This is a genomic window from Eggerthella hominis (assembly GCF_014287365.1).
In the GTDB taxonomy this organism is placed as follows: Bacteria; Actinomycetota; Coriobacteriia; order Coriobacteriales; family Eggerthellaceae; genus Eggerthella; species Eggerthella guodeyinii.
In genome coordinates this window covers 265,513-282,221 of the sequence record NZ_JACOOA010000005.1, presented here as the reverse complement: position 1 = coordinate 282,221, position 16,709 = coordinate 265,513, and the positions used below count along the sequence as shown (strand labels likewise).

Annotated in this window: 15 protein-coding genes and 1 pseudogene; 11 read left to right on the top strand and 5 right to left on the bottom strand. The window is 67.7% G+C overall.

The features are described 5' to 3' along the window. Nucleotides 1–43 precede the first annotated feature (43 nt). From H8S61_RS12460 to H8S61_RS12450, 3 genes are all read left to right on the top strand, one after another. Entirely contained in the window at nt 44–676 is a 633-nt protein-coding gene (locus tag H8S61_RS12460) for a class I SAM-dependent methyltransferase (protein WP_186939205.1), read from the top strand. Further along, complete coding sequence (locus H8S61_RS12455; RefSeq protein ID WP_186939204.1) at nt 673–1,002, top strand: metal-dependent transcriptional regulator; 330 nt, start codon at nt 673–675, stop codon at nt 1,000–1,002. Before H8S61_RS12460 ends, H8S61_RS12455 begins: the two co-directional genes overlap by 4 nt. A gap of 108 nt (nt 1,003–1,110) precedes the next feature. Continuing rightward, nucleotides 1,111–1,977, top strand: a complete 867-nt coding sequence (locus H8S61_RS12450; RefSeq protein WP_186939203.1) for a hypothetical protein — start codon at nt 1,111–1,113, stop codon at nt 1,975–1,977. Between the two features lie 50 nt (nt 1,978–2,027). On the opposite strand, the gene H8S61_RS12445 is transcribed toward H8S61_RS12450, so the two are convergent. After that, the gene (locus H8S61_RS12445; RefSeq protein WP_186939202.1) at nt 2,028–3,068 is read right to left on the bottom strand and encodes an LCP family protein; all 1,041 of its coding nucleotides are present in this window, start codon (nt 3,066–3,068) and stop codon (nt 2,028–2,030) included. A gap of 128 nt (nt 3,069–3,196) precedes the next feature. Here H8S61_RS12445 and H8S61_RS17745 point away from each other — a divergent pair. Together H8S61_RS17745 and H8S61_RS12435 are read left to right on the top strand one after the other, a co-directional pair. Then, nucleotides 3,197–3,451 (top strand): annotated as a pseudogene (locus H8S61_RS17745) (LysR family transcriptional regulator); the annotation flags it as partial. 118 nt (nt 3,452–3,569) lie between these two features. Continuing rightward, the gene (locus H8S61_RS12435) at nt 3,570–4,193 is read left to right on the top strand and encodes a LysR substrate-binding domain-containing protein (protein WP_186939201.1); all 624 of its coding nucleotides are present in this window, start codon (nt 3,570–3,572) and stop codon (nt 4,191–4,193) included. Nucleotides 4,194–4,207: 14 nt separating this feature from the next. Here the strand turns inward: H8S61_RS12435 and H8S61_RS12430 are convergent, their stop codons facing one another. Further along, nucleotides 4,208–4,675, bottom strand: a complete 468-nt coding sequence (locus H8S61_RS12430; RefSeq protein ID WP_160942630.1) for a C-GCAxxG-C-C family protein — start codon at nt 4,673–4,675, stop codon at nt 4,208–4,210. A 100-nt stretch (nt 4,676–4,775) separates the two neighbouring features. Here H8S61_RS12430 and H8S61_RS12425 point away from each other — a divergent pair, with 100 nt between their 5' ends. The 4 genes from H8S61_RS12425 to H8S61_RS12410 all read left to right on the top strand — a co-directional run bounded on the left by H8S61_RS12425 (nt 4,776) and on the right by H8S61_RS12410 (nt 8,283). Further along, nucleotides 4,776–5,504 carry a response regulator transcription factor gene (locus H8S61_RS12425; RefSeq protein ID WP_186939200.1) on the top strand — a complete coding sequence of 243 codons (729 nt, stop codon included), beginning with the start codon at nt 4,776–4,778 and terminating at the stop codon, nt 5,502–5,504. A 118-nt stretch (nt 5,505–5,622) separates the two neighbouring features. Further along, nucleotides 5,623–6,540, top strand: a complete 918-nt coding sequence (locus H8S61_RS12420) for an ABC transporter ATP-binding protein (RefSeq protein WP_186939199.1) — start codon at nt 5,623–5,625, stop codon at nt 6,538–6,540. Beyond that, nucleotides 6,540–7,310, top strand: coding sequence for an ABC transporter permease (locus H8S61_RS12415; protein ID WP_222617711.1), 771 nt, complete (start codon nt 6,540–6,542; stop codon nt 7,308–7,310). The genes H8S61_RS12420 and H8S61_RS12415 overlap by 1 nt, the downstream gene beginning before the upstream one ends. A 25-nt stretch (nt 7,311–7,335) precedes the next feature. After that, on the top strand, nt 7,336–8,283 hold the full coding sequence (locus tag H8S61_RS12410; RefSeq protein ID WP_186939198.1) for a sensor histidine kinase: 948 nt from the start codon (nt 7,336–7,338) through the stop codon (nt 8,281–8,283). Here the strand turns inward: H8S61_RS12410 and H8S61_RS12405 are convergent. The 3 genes from H8S61_RS12405 to H8S61_RS12395 all read right to left on the bottom strand — a co-directional run bounded on the left by H8S61_RS12405 (nt 8,280) and on the right by H8S61_RS12395 (nt 12,285). After that, nucleotides 8,280–8,747: a MarR family winged helix-turn-helix transcriptional regulator gene (locus H8S61_RS12405; RefSeq protein WP_186939197.1), complete on the bottom strand. Its 468-nt coding sequence runs from the start codon at nt 8,745–8,747 to the stop codon at nt 8,280–8,282. The two genes, H8S61_RS12410 and H8S61_RS12405, sit on opposite strands and share 4 nt — an antisense overlap. 192 nt (nt 8,748–8,939) lie before the next feature. Next, the gene (locus H8S61_RS12400; protein ID WP_186939196.1) at nt 8,940–10,640 is read right to left on the bottom strand and encodes an FAD-dependent oxidoreductase; all 1,701 of its coding nucleotides are present in this window, start codon (nt 10,638–10,640) and stop codon (nt 8,940–8,942) included. A gap of 163 nt (nt 10,641–10,803) precedes the next feature. Next, a complete protein-coding gene (locus H8S61_RS12395; RefSeq protein ID WP_160942637.1) occupies nt 10,804–12,285 on the bottom strand; it encodes a helix-turn-helix domain-containing protein in 1,482 nt (493 codons plus the stop codon). A 600-nt stretch (nt 12,286–12,885) separates the two neighbouring features. Here H8S61_RS12395 and H8S61_RS12390 point away from each other — a divergent pair. Both H8S61_RS12390 and H8S61_RS12385 read left to right on the top strand, forming a co-directional pair. Beyond that, a complete protein-coding gene (locus H8S61_RS12390; protein WP_186939195.1) occupies nt 12,886–15,423 on the top strand; it encodes a ribonucleoside-diphosphate reductase subunit alpha in 2,538 nt (845 codons plus the stop codon). A gap of 146 nt (nt 15,424–15,569) precedes the next feature. Beyond that, the gene (locus H8S61_RS12385; RefSeq protein WP_160942639.1) at nt 15,570–16,613 is read left to right on the top strand and encodes a ribonucleotide-diphosphate reductase subunit beta; all 1,044 of its coding nucleotides are present in this window, start codon (nt 15,570–15,572) and stop codon (nt 16,611–16,613) included. Nucleotides 16,614–16,709: the final 96 nt, after the last annotated feature.

Genomic DNA, 16,709 nt, shown 5'->3' with positions numbered 1-16,709 from the left:
AGGACACAGGAATGCAACGAGACGAACGAGGAAAGGAGCAAGCATGAGCGAATCGACAGACGGCGTCGTGCGCGACGCCAAGGAGGTTTCCCGGCAGGCGTTCGACGCGCAGGCGCCGACGTACGACGACGACATGAAGGGGGAGCACGCGCGCCGGCTCTACCCCTACGTGCTGGAGGAGGTGGCGGCCGCCGCGCCCGCGCGCGTGCTGGACGTGGGATGCGGAACCGGCGCGCTCGCCCAGCTGGTGCTGGAGGCGCTTCCCGACGTCGAGCTGGACGGGATCGACCTGTCCGCGGCCATGCTCGACCGCGCGCGGCAGCGGTTGGGGCGGCGCGCCGCGCTGCACCAGGCGGACAGCGAGCATCTCCCCTTCGCGGACGAGACGTTCGACGTCGCCTACTGCAACGACTCGTTCCACCACTATCCCGACCCGCGCCGCGCGGCGTTCGAGGCGTGGCGGGTGCTGCGCCCGGGCGGCGTGCTCGTCGTGGGGGAGTGCTGGCTGCCGGCCCCGGCGCGCACGGTGATGAACGCGTTCATGCCGTACAACAACGAAGGCGACGTGCGCATATACTCCGAGCGCGAGCTGCGCGATATCCTGGGGACGTGGTTCGGCGAGGTGGGGTGGAAGCGGGCCGGTTCGAACGCGTGCCTTGCGAGGGCGGTGAAATGAGCGGGTTGACCCCGGCCCTCGCGCGCTACCTGCTGGCCATCCGGGACGGCGTCGAGCGGCGCGTGGAGCTGGCCGACCGGCTGGAGGTTTCCAGGCCGAGCGTGACGAAGGCCGTCGAGCGGCTCGAGGCGATGGGGCTCGTGACGGAGGGCCGCGGCCATCGTCTGGCGCTCACCGCGCAAGGCGACGAGGAGGCGCGCACCCTCGCGGCGTCCGTGGAGACCGTCGAGCGGTGCCTCGTCGCCCAGGGCATGGCTCCCGGCTGCGCCCGCCGCATGGCCTGCGAGGGCGCCTTCGTCCAGCCGTGTCCCGTGCGGTACAGATAGGCAATAGAATATGTTGCTATTTCAAATAGCAACATATTCTAACCATTGTAAGCAACGTATTTTGTTGCTATAGTTGCTGTTCCAGATGACAATCGGTAAGGAACGGCTATGGATCACTATTGTGCGCTCGTCGCCGAGGTGCGCGCGGCGCGAAGCTGCGGCGATCGCGATCGCGAGGCTTTGCAGCTCCTCATCGCGGACGCGCTCCCGTATCTCAACGCCCTCTTCGAGGCAGGCATCGAGAAGGACGTCGCCTTCGGCCGCGCCGACGAGGTACAAGGGCTGTTTCGCGACCCCTTGACGGCGTTTCTGTACTACCGCATGCTCGGCTTCATCCTGGGGTTCGACGTGCTGTGCGGCGGCCTGGGCGTGGGGGCGTGGAGCGTGCGCGTCGATTCGGGCGGGTCGGCAAGCCAAGACGGCCCGGCTTACCGCAACGCCCGCGCCGCCCTCGCCGAAGCCGGGAAGGGCCGGCGGTTCGACGTCGCCATCTGCTCGGGCAACCTGTTCGACGACATGCTGGTCACGCTCATGGACCATGCGCTGAGCATCTGCAGGATGAGAACCGCCGTGCAGAACGAGACGGCGCTCGCGGTGGAGCTGCTCCGTCCGCTCGTCCCCTCCGGGCAGGAGGATCGGCCGCCCGCTTCCGCAGAGCGCTTGTCGGCGCTCGGGCTGTCTGTTTTGAGCGGTTGGCGAGACAACAGGGGCCTGATAGGCAGGGCGCTCGCGTGCGGTTCGGCGGGCACCCTGTTTCTCGCGGGGAAGCCGAGGGCCCTCGGCCGGCTTTCCGGGACGTCCTCCGAGTTCGAGCTGACGGGAGGCGACCTCGTGGGGGTGTCGTACGGCCTCGCCGAGATCGCCCGCTCGGCGCGCCAGGGCATCGACCGCCACCTGTCGCAGGGTCGGGTGGCGCAGGAGCGAAACGCCGTCGCGCTCCTCGCGTTCTCCCTCGACCAGCTGTTCGGGCGGTGACCGGGCGGTGACGCCCGCCGCTCGACGAACGGCGGGCGGGCGAAGAAGCCTTACGGCAGGTCGATCACCGTGGTGGTGCTGACGGGGGCTTCGGGGGACTCGGTATCGGCGCTCCAGACGCTGACGGCGGGCGCCGGATCCTCGCCGGCGTCGACGGCGTCCATGAGGGCCTTCCACTCCTCGGGGCTCTCGGGCACGAGCCACACGCCGCCGAGCTCCTCGATGAAGTCGCCGTAGTAGGGGCCGGTGGTGCCGTACACGGTGATCTCGTCGCCCGAAGCCAGCTCGTCCGCCCAGGCCAGCTGGTCGTCGAGCGGCACGTTCGTGGTCACGAACCCCTGCAGCAGCGTGAGCAGCGCGCCGGTTTGCGTCGGATCGGCGTACGCCAGCTCGATGAACTCGGTCATCATCTGGCGGTCGACCACCTGGCGGATCATCTCCTGCTGGTAGCCGGTGTCGCCGTAGCCGGTGCGCGCGCGGGACAGCGCCATCGCCCTCCACGGCGTGAGCGTCTGCTCGCCGGCGTCGAACACCTCGTCGGGGTAGTCCTTCGTGTAGAAGTTGTACGTCAAGCCGTAGGGCAGGTCCAGGTCGAGGCCGCCGAAGTGCTCGACGATGCTCTGCAGCCCGTCGAACCCGACGACGACGTACTGCGACACGTCCACGCCCACGACGTCGGACACGGCGGCGCACTGTTCCTCGGGCCCGGCGATGGTGAGCATCTGGTTGAGCTTCGAGGTGTTGCCGTCGGGGAACACGTAGGCGGTGTCGCGCGGCACGGAGACGAGCGTGATCTGGTGGCGCTCGAAGTCGAGGCGCATGAGCATCATGAGGTCGGCGTGGCCGGGCGTGTACTGCTCCCAGGAGTCGTCGCCGATGACGAGGATGTACTCGGGATCGGGCGCGGGCGGCTCCGGCGTGTCGTTCACGACGAGCTGCTCGGTCGGCGCCGGCTGCGCGTCGCTTTCCTGCGGGGCCGGCGCGGAGCAGGAGCCCAGCACGACGGCGAGCGCCGCCGCCAGCGCGACGAGCAGGGCGAGCAGCCCCGGACGGACCTTCGATGTTGTGCGGCGCTGTGCGATGGCGACCATGCGAACCACTTCCTCGTACGAATGCTGCGTGACGTTTCCGCCTATGATACCTGATAGGCGAACCGACGGGGACGTGATCGGGCTCAACGGCCCGTCGGCGGGCTAAAGGTGATTACAAAAATAATTGAATGAAACGCGATTGGCTTCCGGGAAAAACGGCATGCGATAAAGTCAGACCGGTGCAAGGTTCCCTAGAGTCGAGAGTGCGTTTATTGAACATCAAGCAGATCAGATACTTCGCCTCCGCGGTTGCCCATGGCAGCTTGACCGCGGCGGCGAAACACGAGTACGTCAGCGTGCAGGCGATCTCGAAGTCGCTGAGCGACCTCGAGCGGGAGCTGGGGTACTCGCTCTTCTCGCGCAAGAGCCACGGCATCGCCCCCACGGCGTTCGGCAACGCGTTTCTGCGGGAAGCGACGTCGGTGCTCAAAGGGTTCGAGCGTCTGGAGGCGTTCGCAACGTGCTGGGGGGGGGCTCGAATCTCAGAGCAAGGTGTTCCATATGGCGCTGTGCCTGCCGCCGTTCTACAACTTCGATCAGACGTGCCGTCGCATCGCCGCGATGGCGCAGCGGATAACCAACGCGAGCGTGACGGTGTCGCTGGCTCCCAGCGGCAAGGGCCTGAACGGGCTGCACGTGGGGAGGTTCGACGCGCTCCTCACCCTGGGCGCGGTGTCGCACCCCTCCGTGGACTGCGTGCCCGTGGGCGCCGTGCCGCTCGGCGTGTTCATGGCGAAGAACCATCCCTGCGTGGCGCGCGACGAGGTGCGCCTCGACGACTTGAAGACGTATCCCGTGCTGACCTCCGAGGGCTTCGAGCTGTTCAACGACGTGGTGGTGTCCACGTATCGCAAGCGCGGGGTGGACATCGCGTGCTCGCCGATGACCTCGCAGGAAATCGATCGGTTCCTGCGCGAGCGCCTCGGCTTGGTGCTGGCCGTGGGCATTCCCGCGCTCGGCGGCATGCTGCCCGGCGCGACGATGCGGCTCATGCGGCCCGAGGACGGCTTGCCGATCGCGATTTGCCTGGTCACGGCAAAGGGAGTCAAGCGTCCCGAGTACCGGGCGCTCGAGGGCACCCTCGCCAGCGGCTTGAAGGCGCTCGCGGGCGAGGCCTTCGAGTAGCGCTTGGCGCGCCTCTAGCGCGCGTTCGCGCGCGGCGCGTCGGCGGCCAGCGCGTCGGCGGCGAGGTGCAGCGCGTCGAGGATGCAATCGTTGCAGCTGCGCAGAGGCTGCCTCGTCTTGATCCCCTTGAGCTCGGGGCACAGCGTGGAGCCGTTGTGCGCGCGGAAGTCGGCGACCAGCTTGCGCATGATGCGGTAGGTGCCCTGCTTGCTCGTGGGGTCGTCCTTGCCGTTGCTGTTCGCCAGGCCGATGATCATCGCGGCGCCCGTGAGCGCCCCGCAGGTTTCGGTGAGCCCGCCCATGCCCGCGCCGAGCGCCTCGGCGGCGCGGAAGCACTGGTCCTCGTCGGCGCGCACGGCGGGCGCGAGCGTGCAGGCCACCGCCTGCGCGCAGTTGTAGTTCATGCCGTGCAGCTCGAGCGCGCGTCGGTCGAGCGCCTCGCGGTCGGCCAGCTGCGCCGTGCGGGGATCGGCGTTCGTCATGGGTGCTCCTTTCGTGTGATCGTGGCTATGATAGCGCTTCGCCGCGCTACACGGTATCATGGCCCGAAGGTTTCACGTCGATCGGTTCGGAAGGGGCGTTGTGGGCGCGCAGACCATTCTCATCGTGGAGGACGACGCGGACATCAACGCGCTGCTCGCGAAGATCGCGGCGCGCGAGGGGTTCGCCACCGTGCAGGCGTACTCGGGCACCGAGGCGCTGCTGCGGATGGAGCGCGCGGCGTTCGACCTGATCCTGCTCGACATGATGCTGCCGGGGATGGAGGGCTCCGAGCTCATGGCGCGCCTGAGGGGCGAGCTGGGCTCGTCGGTGCCGGTGATCGTGGTGTCGGCGAAGGCGGGCTCCGCCGACAAGGTGGGCATGCTGGCCGCGGGCGCGGACGACTACGTGACGAAGCCCTTCGACCCCGACGAGGTGGCCGCGCGGATGCACGCGGTGCTGCGCCGCGCCGCGGGCGGGGCCGCGGCGGCCGGCGGGTCGGGCGCGAGCGCGGGCGCGGGCGCAGCCGCAGCCGACGTGCTCGCGCATCGCGACCTGCGGCTGGACGTCGCGTGCAGGCGCGTGACGCTCGGGGGCGCCGAGGTGGCGCTGACCGCGCACGAGTTCGACATCCTGCACGTGCTCATGCAGGCCCCCGACAAGGTGTTCTCGCGCGAACTGCTCTACGAGCTGGTGTGGAAGAGCGGCTACTACGGCGAGGAGAACGCCATCAACGTGCACGTCAGCAACATCCGCAAGAAGCTGGCGGCGGCGGGCGCCGAGGGCGACTACATCAAAACCGTGTGGGGCATCGGCTTCAAGCTGGCGTGACGGGGCGACGGTGCATCTTTATGCTTTCCTTATTCTTTCTTGAGGACTTATTTCCAGCCGGCATCGTAGAGTGCTCCCCGAAGCGAAACGCAAACGGGAGAAAGGGAGCACGGGCATCATGGACGCGGTAATCGAAACGAGGGGGCTGACGAAGCGCTACGGCGGCTTCGCGGCGCTCGACGACGTGAGCATCTCCGTGCGTCGCGGAGAGATATTCGGGCTGGTGGGCGACAACGGCGCGGGCAAGTCCACCCTGTTCAAGCTGCTGTGCGGCCTGGCGTTCCCCACCGAGGGGGAGATGCGGCTGTTCGGCGCGCACGAGCGCGGCGAGGTGGAGCGGCAGCGGGCGCGCATCGGGTGCATCATCGAGAGCCCCGGGTTCTACCCGCAGCTCAGCATCGAGAAGAACCTCGAGTGCTGCCGCATCCAGAAGGGCGTGCCGGGCAAGGACGCGGTGGCGCGCCTGCTGGACGCGGTGGAGCTGGGGCACGCGAAATCGCGCCGGTGCAAGGACCTGTCGATGGGCATGAAGCAGCGGCTGGGGCTGGCCATGGCGCTGATGGGCGAGCCCGAGGTGCTGATCCTCGACGAGCCGGTGAACGGCCTCGACCCCAGCGGCATCGCCGAGATCCGCGCGCTGCTGCAGCGGCTCAACCGTGAGAAGGGCATCACCGTGGTGCTGTCGAGCCACAACCTGCCCGAGCTGGAGCAACTGGCCACCGAGTACGCCTTCCTGCGTCAGGGCAGGCTCATGGAGCAGGTGAGCGCCGAGCAGCTGCAGGCCCGCTGCGCGGACTGCATCGACATCGCGGTGTCGGACGCCGAGCGCTATCTCGTGCTGCTGGAGCGCGAGCTGCATCACGAGCGCTACCAGGTGCTTCCTGACGGGACCGTGCGCATCTTCGACCCGCAGCTGGAGGCGGAGGCGTACAGCCGCCTGGCCGTCGAGCAGGGCATGGGCGTGTCGCGCCTGGAGCGCCGTCGGACGTCGCTCGAGCAGTACTATTTCGAGTTGAAGGAGAAGGGGGCCGCGTGATGCTGAACTACGTGAAAAGCGAGTGGTACCGCATCGTGCACGGTCGCGAGCTGTACCTGTTCACCGGCGCGCTGTGCGCCATCGTGCTGGCGGGGAACGTGCTGCTGTGGGTCATGTCGACCACGCCCGACTTCCCCTACGCCACCGTGCGGTTCTCGATGAGCAACCTCATCTCGATGCTGACGTTGCTGTTCTTCATGGCGGGCTTGCTGGTATGGGTGCTGTTCGCCGACGACCGGAAGGACGGCACGTTCAAGAACGCCATCGTGCACGGCTGCTCGCGACGCGACCTGTTCGTGGGGAAGTGCCTCGTGGCGACGGCGCTCGGGCTGTGCGTCATGGCCGTGGTTTTGGCCGTGTACGTCGGCAGCGCGGTGCTGCTGCTGGAAGGCTCGACCGAGGCCGTGTTCATCCTGCTCAAGGGCGTGGCGGCGGCGTTGCCGTTCACCGTGGCCTGCATCGTGCTGGGCGTGGCGGTGTGCTCGACGCTGCCGAAGACCATCGCCGCGTTTCTGGTGTGGCTGGCCATCGTGAGCATCGTCCCCGGAGTGTTGGGCGTGATCGGGATGGGCGTCGAGCCGGTGGCCCGGTTGGCAAGCTGGCTGCCCGCGAACTTCTTCTCGAGCGAGGTGGCCATCAACCAGAGCGGCCTGGCGCAGTTTCTGTGGGATACGCCCGCGGGGTTGGCGAAGTGCATGATCGCCGGGTTCTCGGGTATCGTGGTGTTCGGCGTCGCGGGGCTGTGGCGCGCGAACAGGGCCGAGCTGTAGGGGCCGGGCGGGGAAAGGTGCGGGCATGACGGTGGTTCTCGGGGTGCTGGCGGCGGTTGCAAGCGCGTGCGCGGCGTACTTCGGCGCGCGCTACCTGCTGCTCAAGCGCTCGCTTCGGCAGGTGAACCGCGACTTGTCCGAGATCGTGGAGCGCCTCGAGGACAACCGCATCGTGAAGCTGCCGGTGCCCGATGCCGAGCTGGAGGCGCTGCTGGGCACGGTGAACCGCGCGCTCGAGGGCATCCGGCGGCAGGCGGTGGCCTACGCTCGCCATGAGGCGGAGCTGAAGACGCAGGTGGAGTGCATCAGCCACGACCTGCGCACGCCGCTGACGGCGATCCTGGGGTACCTGGCCCTCGTGGACGAGGACGGCGTGGACGCGGAGACGCGCGCGTCGCTGGCCACGGTGCGGCGCAAGGCCGACGCGCTGCAGCGCCTCGTGGCGCAGTTCTACGAGCTGTCCCAGGCGCGCAGCGAGGACGCGCCCTTCGAGCGGGGCGCGGTGGAGGTCGGGCGCCTGCTGCGCGAGTCGGTGGCGGGGCGCTACCGCCTGTTCGAGGAGCGCGGGCTGGAGGTGCGCCTGAGCGCGCCCGACCGGCCGGTGACCGTGCAGGGCGACGCGAACGCGCTCGAGCGGGTGGTGGAGAACCTCGTGCACAACGCCGGCAAGTACGCGCGCACGACCTTCGACGTGGAGGTGATCGAGGGGCCGGGCAGCGTGCGCGTCGTGTTTTCGAACGACGTGGACGCGCTGCCGTCCGGCGACGCGGAGCGGCTGTTCGAGCCGTTCTACACCGCGGACGCGGCGCGCTCGGACGCGTCGTCGGGGCTGGGCCTGGCCATCGCGCGGTCGTTGGCGAGCCGAATGGGCGGCACGCTGGACGCGCGGTTCGAGCGGGTGGGCGACGCGTCGTGGTTGCGCTTCGACCTGCGGTTGGACGCCGTCGAGCCCGACCTCGGCGCGCGTTTCTAGCTTCGGTCCGCTGCGCGCGCGGGCTCGTTCGATTCGAGCTCGTGCCCGAACAGGGCGAGGTAGCGGGTGCTGATCTCGTGCGCGCGGGTCATGTCCTCGACGCCGATCTCCTCGACGCAGCGCATCTCGATGGCGCGCAGGGCGTCCATCATCTCGTTGCAGTGCCGGGCGCCCTCGGCGGTGAGGGCGTGCAGCTTGCTGCGCCTGTCGGCGTCGTCCTGGCGGTGCTCGGCCAGCCCGCGCCGCTCGAGGCCGGCCATGATGGAGCCCACGGTCTGCTTGGGGAGGTACAGCACGGCGGCCAGCTGCTTCTGGCTGATGCCCTCCGGATGCTCGCCGAGGAGGTAGAGGATCGACATCGAGTGGTACGATTCGCCGTAGCGCTTCGCGAACTCGCCGTACAGGTAATCCATCTGGAAGAAGTCCTCGTACATGTCGTCGAGGCACTGTTCGATGCGCTCCATCGCCTTCCTTCCGCCGTCGTGCGCACATTTAGTCCGATCTCAGACGATACTAGCAGAGCGACGGGGAATTGCAAGGAGGTGCACGGGACGTTCCCGTTCCGACACGACCGCGGCCGCCCCGGAAGGCGGCCGCGTCGGATAAGGGGGCAGGAGAGGGAGGGGTCCCGCCCCCGTGCGTCAGTGCGCTCGCGGTTAGGCGAAGTCGAGCTCGCCGATGGTCGTGTCCTTGGCGCACGCTTCGCCGACCAGCTGGCCGAACGTCACGCAGCGGCCATGGCTGACGCCGGGGCAGTGCACCGGGTAGTCCTTGCCGAAGAAGTCGCCCTGCACGTTGCCGATGGCGAACAGGCCCTCGATGGGCTCGTCCTCGGCGGTGAGCACCTGCGAGTCGGCGTTCACGTGGAGGCCGAACGGGATGGTGAGCGTGGAGCACACGTTCTTCGTGGCGTAGAACGGCGCGGTCTTCACGGGCGCGAGCCACTGCGCGGGCACGTCGAAGTCGATGTCCTCTCCGGCCTCGGCCATGCTGTTGTAGCGCTCGACGGTGGCCTTGAACGTGTCGGCCGGGATGTCGAGCTGCTTGGCCAGGTCGTCCAGCGTGTCGGCCTTGATGAGCTTGCCGTTGCCCAGCCACTTCTCCATGACGGCGTCGAGGCCGTCGGTGAAGCGGTCGAAGCGCTCGGGCTGCTGCTGCATGAGGTACGTCTCGTAGTCGCCGTCGAAGATGGACCATGCCACGTTGCCCGGGGTGTTCATGCGGGCGTTCGTCAGCATGGGCTCGAAGGGCATCTCGGCGCCGTAGCGCTCGCCGTTGGCGTTCACGGCCAGCCAGCTCATGATGAAGGACGTGAGGTTGAACTCGAGCGTGTCCAGCGTGAACTGGTGGATCATCGGCGCGGCTTCGCTCTTCGACAGGGCGGCCCCGGCCCACATGCCCATGGTCAGGCCGTCGCCGTTGTTGAAGCCGGCCGGCGCGTAGCAGTTGGAGTCCGAGCGGTTCGAGATGGGGCAGAACGCGTCGATCATCTCCTGGTTGCCGCCGATGTCGCCCGTGGCCAGGATGACGCCCTTCTTGGCGTTGTACTGCACGTGCTTGCCGTCCTTCGTGGTGGCGATGACGCCGGTGATGCCGCTTGCCGCGTCGCCCACGAGCTGCGCGGCGCGCGCCTCGAACACGAATTCGGCGCCGTTGTCGACGGCGGAGTTGTACACGAGTTCGCCCAGCGTCACGTTGACCGGCTGGCCGTCGTCGCGGGCGTCGTACTTCTCGCCGCCGCGCACGAACGACACGGCGTCGGGGTAGACGCGCCAGTGGTCGGACAGCGTGGACCAGTTGCCGTACTTCGCCGTGCCGGACAGCGCGGACACCATGCTCACGCCGTTCTTGGAGCCCAGCTCCTCGATGTAGTCGAACACCTCGCCGGAGCGCGAGGCCCACACGTAGATGAGGTCGTAGTTCGTGGTCTGATGCGAGGCTTGATGCAGGAAGCGGGTCGCCACGCGCGGGTCGAGGTCGAAGCCGTTCGCCTTGTGGTACTTGCTGCCGAGGTGGCCCACGTCCACGCCGCGCACGGAGAACGTGGTGTTGCGCTCGATGACCACCGTCTTGGCGCCGTTGCGAGCGGCCGCTTCGGCGGCGTTGATGCCCGCGAGGCCGGCGCCCACGATGACCACGTCGTAGTCCTGCGTCTCGGCCACGTCGGAGATGGGCTCGGGCGCCACTTCCCACGTGTGCTTCGCCGCGGCGTCGCCCTTCGACGAGCCTGCGCCCGCGCTGCCGGTTGCGGCGTCGGAGGACGCGGCGGGGCTGCATGCCGGCAGCGCGACGGCCGCGGCGGCGGCAGCGCCGGTGACGAGCGCGCCCTTCAAGAAATTCCTGCGGTTGATATCCATTCAGATACCCCTTCCCTCAGGACCCCTCGGGGGTCCGTATCCCTTGGTCCCGCTGAGCGGGCTGCGCAGCTGTGCGCTGCGCTGGGATCAGGGTGCGGGTTGGGGGCGCGCCCGCGCAACGCGCGATTCGCCTTATTTTGCAATATCAGGTGTCTCCCGTGACTTATTCCGCCCGCTCACGTGATTCGGGTGACGGCGTCTGATCAGGCGAGAAGACGAAATCGATGAATTGCTGGCGATCGTGCACGCCCGCCTTCTGGTAGATGTGCCGCACGTGGGTGCCCACGGTGTTCTCGGAGATGCTGAGGCGCTCGGCGATCCAGGGCTGGGTGCGCCCGTAGGCCAGCAGCACGCCGATCTCGCGCTCGCGCGTGGTGAGGCCGATGCCGTCGAACCACGCGTCGAGGCGCGCTTCCTGGGTTGCGCGCTCGTCGCCCGAGAGGTCGGGGCGGGCGCGGCCGAACAGCATCCACATGTCCTCGCTGCTGAGCAGCAGCACGGTGGCGATGACCACGAGGTAGCCCACCACGGTGGTCTCGGCGGCCACGTTGCCGTGCATCGTCTCGTCGTTGCCCACGAGCATGATGCCCACGACGGCGCCCACCACGTAGCACAGCACGGCCAGCAGCCGCATGAGCGCGATGGTTTTGAGCGGGTCGCGCGATTGCGCGTAGGAGATCTGGGAGAACGCGACCCAGATGAGCAGGTCGAGGATCGTGTAGCCGCTGATGATGATGGCGCCCGACACCCAGAACAGGTCGGTGCCGAACAGGAACGCCATCAGCATGAAGCCGGCGATCATGGCCAGCAGCCCCACGCGGTACACGGTGCTGGCACGGCGCTCGGCCAGCACGACGATGGCGAAGATGAGCACGGCCGTGATGCCGCGCGCCACCTGCACGAGGATGCCGTTGGAGTACCCGCCGCTGGCGATGGGCGAGAACGACACGAGGTGCTGCAGGTAGCCGAAGCCGGTCATGACGAGGGCTACGGCGCACAGCAGCATCATCGACGTGCCGAGGTGCACCTTCAAGCGCGAGCGCAGGCCGCGCTTCGGCCGCGGGTCGAGCGGGGTGGTGCGGCGATAGGTGCGCAGCTCGGGCGCGATGGCCACGAACAGCGCGCCGGAGACGAGGGGCAGCAGCGCCGAGAACACGGCGGCGGCCTCGGGGATCATGAACAGCAGCGGCGTGTCGATGACGATGGCGCAGGCGAACCCGCCGGCCACGTAGGGCGTGGCGCTGCGCTCGCCGTCGTGGCAGTAGGCGGCGCCCCATCCCAGCTGGTACGTCGCCATGAACGCGCCGGCGCACAGGCCGCCGGCCGCGAGCGCGATCCAGTTGTGGTTCATGCCGGCCAGCAGGAACAGCAGCGAGCCCGCCGTGCCCAGCGCGGCGAACGCGAGCGGCACGCGCTTCTGCGCGAGCAGGCTGTTGCATGCCGCGGGTTTGACGAGCGCGAGGGCGAGCCAGGGCAGGCTCAGCCCGAACACGGCCACGGCCGCGAGCTCCGCCATGAAGCCCTCGGCTTCGGGGCGGACGAAGAACAGGCTCATGAACAGCGCGTCGAGCCAAGCCCAGAAAAACGCCGAGCCGATGATGATCTTGATGCCGGTCGTGCCGTGCACCCGTTCCAGCAGTTTCATGCGATTCCTCCCTAGACGCAGGCGATTATACCCCAGCGCCCCCGTGCGTTTGCGGCTGGCCGAAAGGTGTACCCTGCGCGTGATGTCCGGCCAACCCGAATCGCGTTCGCCCCCTGCCGAATGTTTCACGTGAAACATTTGTTCGTTGGCAATGTTTCGGGGGGGGGGGCGAGCGTTTGCGGCGCGACCCCCGATGCGAACCTGGTCGGGTGCGTCCAGTACCCCCCCCCCCTTTTTTTTGCGGGTCGGGCTGTTTCTGCCGAATCCGGTACGTTCTTGCCATCTGCGCCCTCTTCGAAGACGGAGGGGAGGGCGAGGACGTGAAGCGCGGGGCGGATTCGGATCGCCGCGCCGCCGCGCCGAATGTTTCACGTGAAACATTTGTTCTTGTACGTTGCGGGCGCGTCGCCCCGCCCGCGCAGCGCCGCGCGTGCCCCCTCGACCGCCTTCCCGGCCGCATGCGCCGTTTGCCTCGTTTCCGCCGATGTGGTGCTTGTTACGCATTCGTTCCCCAATATGTTGCGATTTTGATAACATATTGTGCTACCATGGTCGCTCCCACAACGCACCGTAACCGGAGAACGAAGGACCGATACCATCATGCAGATTTCCAAGCGCAACGGCACGACGGAGCCCTACGTCGTCGACAAGATCAAGCGCGCCATGGGCGCGGCGTTCGCCAGCGTGGGCACCCGCCTGGACGACGAGGAGGCCGACCGCCTCGTCGCGGGCATCGAGCGCGCCATGGGCGACGCGGCGCGGGCCGCAGGCGACGCCATCGCGGTGGAGGACGTGCAGGACCTCGTGGAGCGCGCGCTCATGGAGGCGAACCACTACGAGGAGCTGAAAAGCTACATCCTGTACCGCGAGGACCGCGCCCGCAAGCGCGCGGCGCGCGAGCGCCTGTGCGCCCAGCTGCCGGACGTCTCCGCGCTGCCGGGCGTGCTGGCGGCGGTGCAGAAGGAATTCCCCGGCGAGGAGTACGAGCTGGCGCACCTGAGCGCGAAGTTCCAGTCGTTCGCCAAGCCCGACGCCACCGACGACCAGAAGCTGGCCATGCTCGTCAAGGCGGCGGTGGAGCTGACCACGCAGGAGGCGCCGCGCTGGGAGATCATCGCCGCGCGCCTGCTGATGGTGCAGTTCGACCGCGCCCTGGCCGAGCGCTTGGCGGCCCGGCGCATCGGCACCTTCTCGCAGAAGGTCGCCTTCCTCGCCGAGGAGGGCCTGTACGGCGACTACATCCTGCAGCGCTACACGCCCGCCGAGCTCGACGAGGCGGCCGGCTTCATCGACCTCGGCCGCAACGACCTGTTCACCTACGCGGGCCTGCAGCTGCTGCTCGACCGCTACGTCATCCGCACGCATCAGGGCGCGCCGCTCGAGTCGCCGCAGGAGATGTTCCTCGGCATCGCGCTGCACCTCGCCATGGAGGAGCGCGCGGACGAGCGCATGGGCTGGGTGCGCCGCTTCTACGACATGCTGTCCACGCTCAAGGTGACCATGGCCACGCCCACGCTGTCGAACGCGCGCAAGCCGTTCCACCAGCTGTCGTCGTGCTTCATCGACACGGTGCCCGACAGCCTGGACGGCATCTACCGCAGCATCGACAACTTCGCGAAGGTGAGCAAGTACGGCGGCGGCATGGGCCTGTACTTCGGCAAGGTGCGCGCCAGCGGCAGCGCCATCCGCGGCTTCGACGGCGCGGCCGGCGGCGTCATCCGGTGGATTCGCCTGGCCAACGACACGGCCGTGGCGGTGGACCAGCTGGGCATGCGCCAGGGCGCCGTGGCGGTGTACCTGGACGCGTGGCACCGCGACCTGCCCGAGTTCCTCGCCCTTCGCACGAACAACGGCGACGACCGCATGAAGGCGCACGACGTGTTCCCGGCCGTGTGCTACCCCGACTACTTCTGGCAGCAGGCGCGCGACAACATCGAGGGCGACTGGTACCTCATGTGCCCGCACGAGATCGCCACGGTGAAGGGCTACGCGCTGGAGGACTGCTTCGGCGAGGAATGGACGCGCAAGTACCTCGAATGCGTGGCCGACGCGCGCATCAAGAAGCGCGTCATCCCCCTCAAGGACGTCATCCGCCTCATCATCAAGAGCGCCGTGGAGACGGGCACGCCGTTCACGTTCAACCGCGACGCGGTGAACCGCGCGAATCCGAACAAGCACCGAGGCGTCATCTACTGCAGCAACCTGTGCACCGAGATCGCGCAGAACATGGGCGCCATCGAGCAGCTGGAGCAGCGCATCGAGGACGTAAACGGCGAGCAGGTGGTGGTCACCGTGACGAAGCCGGGCGCGTTCGTGGTGTGCAACCTGGCCAGCCTCTCGCTCGGCCACATCGACGTGGACGACCCGCAGGAGCTGGCGCAGGTGACGGAAAGCGCGGTGCGCGCGCTCGACAACGTCATCGACCTCAACTTCTTCCCGGTGCCCTACGCCGAGATCAACAACCGCCAGTACCGTCCCATCGGCCTGGGCGTGAGCGGGTACCACCACCTGCTGGCGAAGCACGGCATCCGGTGGGAGAGCGAGGAGCACCTTGCGTTCGCCGACCGCGTGTTCGGCGACGTGCACTACGCGGCGGTGCGCGCCAGCTGCGCCATCGCGCGGGAGAAGGGCGCGTACGGCTACTTCGAGGGAAGCGGCTGGCAGACGGGCGACTACTTCCGCGACCGCGGGTTGACGGAGGGGCGCTGGGCCGACCTCGCGCGCGACGTGGCCGAGCACGGCCTGCGCAACGGCTACCTGCTGGCCGTGGCACCCACGAGCTCCACGAGCATCATCGCCGGCACCACCGCGGGCCTCGACCCCGTCATGAACCGCTACTTCCTCGAGGAGAAGAAGAACGGCCTCATGCCGCGCGTGGCGCCCGAGCTGTCGATGGACACGTTCTGGTACTACAAGAACGCCCACCTCATCGACCAGGCGTGGTCGGTGCGCGCGTGCGGCGTGCGCCAGCGCCACATCGACCAGGCGCAGAGCATGAACCTCTACATCACGAACGAGTACACGTTCCGCCGGGTGCTCGATCTGTACCTGCTGGCCTGGGAGGAAGGCGTGAAGACCATCTACTACGTGAGGTCGAAGAGCCTGGAAGTGGAAGAATGCGAAGTGTGCTCGTCGTAATGCGTTCCGTCGGCCTGCCGGCCGGCGGAACCTGTCGACAGGCTGCGCCGCGAAGCAAGTCCCCGAAGAGCGCCCCTCGCTGACCGACTACGCCAACCTGCGCGTTGATATGCGCCCTGCGGGCGCATGGAAGGAGATAGCCTGCAATGTCTCAACTCAAGAAGAAGCCCCTGTTCAACCCGCTGGGCGACACCGATGTGCTCGACCGGCGGATGATCGGGGGCAACACGACGAACCTCAACGACTTCAACAACATGAAGTACGAGTGGGTGAGCGACTGGTACCGCCAAGCCATGAACAACTTCTGGATACCCGAGGAGATCAACCTCGGCGTGGACATCAAGGACTACCGCAAGCTGCCCGCGCCCGAGCGGCGCGCCTACGACAAGATCCTGTCGTTCCTCATCTTCCTCGACAGCCTGCAGTCGGCGAACCTGCCCAACGTGGGCGAGTACATCACCGCCAACGAGGTGAACCTGTGCCTGGCCATCCAGACGTTCCAGGAAACGGTGCACAGCCAGAGCTACAGCTACATGTTGGACACCATCTGCGAGCCGCAGGAGCGCAACGACGTGCTGTACCAGTGGAAGGAAGACGAGCACCTGCTGGCGCGCAACGAGTTCATCGGCAACCTGTACAACCAGTTCCAGGACGACAAGAGCCCCGAAGCGCTCGCGCGCGTGCTGGTGGCGAACTACATCCTGGAAGGCGTGTACTTCTACAGCGGCTTCATGTTCTTCTACAACCTGGGGCGCAACAACCTCATGCCGGGGTCGGTGCAGGAGATCCGCTACATTAACCGCGACGAGAACACGCACCTGTGGCTGTTCCGCAACATCCTGCTTGAGCTCAAGGAGGAGGAGCCCGCGCTGTTCACGCCCGAGCTGGTGGAGGAGTACCGCGCCATGATCAAGGAGGGCTGCGAGCAGGAGATTCGCTGGGGCCACTACGCCATCGGCGACGACGTGGCCGGCCTCAACAAGCAGATGGTGACCGACTACATCCAGTACCTCGGCAACCTGCGCTGCACGCAGCTGGGCTTCGAGCCGCTGTACGAGGGCCACGAGCGCGAGCCGGAAAGCATGTCGTGGGTGAGCCAGTTCTCGAACGCGAACATGATCAAGACCGACTTCTTCGAAGCGCGCAGCACCGCCTACGCGAAGTCGAGCGCCCTGGTGGACGATTTGTAGGGAGCGCGGCGCAGGTGCGGGCGGCGCGGTCGACGGCGCTGGCACGACCTGGTTGGTTGGCGCCGCTGCACGGCTCTCGGCTCCTTGTGGGCGCAA

What these genes read in the sequence shown, in the direction of transcription:
- H8S61_RS12460 (WP_186939205.1), top strand. Translation starts at nt 44, where the DNA reads ATGAGCGAATCGACAGACGGCGTCGTGCGCGACGCCAAGGAGGTTTCC.
- H8S61_RS12455 (WP_186939204.1), top strand. Translation starts at nt 673, where the DNA reads ATGAGCGGGTTGACCCCGGCCCTCGCGCGCTACCTGCTGGCCATCCGG.
- H8S61_RS12450 (WP_186939203.1), top strand. Translation starts at nt 1,111, where the DNA reads ATGGATCACTATTGTGCGCTCGTCGCCGAGGTGCGCGCGGCGCGAAGC.
- H8S61_RS12445 (WP_186939202.1), bottom strand. Translation starts at nt 3,068, where the DNA reads ATGGTCGCCATCGCACAGCGCCGCACAACATCGAAGGTCCGTCCGGGG.
- H8S61_RS12435 (WP_186939201.1), top strand. Translation starts at nt 3,570, where the DNA reads ATGGCGCTGTGCCTGCCGCCGTTCTACAACTTCGATCAGACGTGCCGT.
- H8S61_RS12430 (WP_160942630.1), bottom strand. Translation starts at nt 4,675, where the DNA reads ATGACGAACGCCGATCCCCGCACGGCGCAGCTGGCCGACCGCGAGGCG.
- H8S61_RS12420 (WP_186939199.1), top strand. Translation starts at nt 5,623, where the DNA reads ATGGACGCGGTAATCGAAACGAGGGGGCTGACGAAGCGCTACGGCGGC.
- H8S61_RS12415 (WP_222617711.1), top strand. Translation starts at nt 6,540, where the DNA reads ATGCTGAACTACGTGAAAAGCGAGTGGTACCGCATCGTGCACGGTCGC.
- H8S61_RS12410 (WP_186939198.1), top strand. Translation starts at nt 7,336, where the DNA reads ATGACGGTGGTTCTCGGGGTGCTGGCGGCGGTTGCAAGCGCGTGCGCG.
- H8S61_RS12405 (WP_186939197.1), bottom strand. Translation starts at nt 8,747, where the DNA reads ATGGAGCGCATCGAACAGTGCCTCGACGACATGTACGAGGACTTCTTC.
- H8S61_RS12400 (WP_186939196.1), bottom strand. Translation starts at nt 10,640, where the DNA reads ATGGATATCAACCGCAGGAATTTCTTGAAGGGCGCGCTCGTCACCGGC.
- H8S61_RS12395 (WP_160942637.1), bottom strand. Translation starts at nt 12,285, where the DNA reads ATGAAACTGCTGGAACGGGTGCACGGCACGACCGGCATCAAGATCATC.
- H8S61_RS12390 (WP_186939195.1), top strand. Translation starts at nt 12,886, where the DNA reads ATGCAGATTTCCAAGCGCAACGGCACGACGGAGCCCTACGTCGTCGAC.
- H8S61_RS12385 (WP_160942639.1), top strand. Translation starts at nt 15,570, where the DNA reads ATGTCTCAACTCAAGAAGAAGCCCCTGTTCAACCCGCTGGGCGACACC.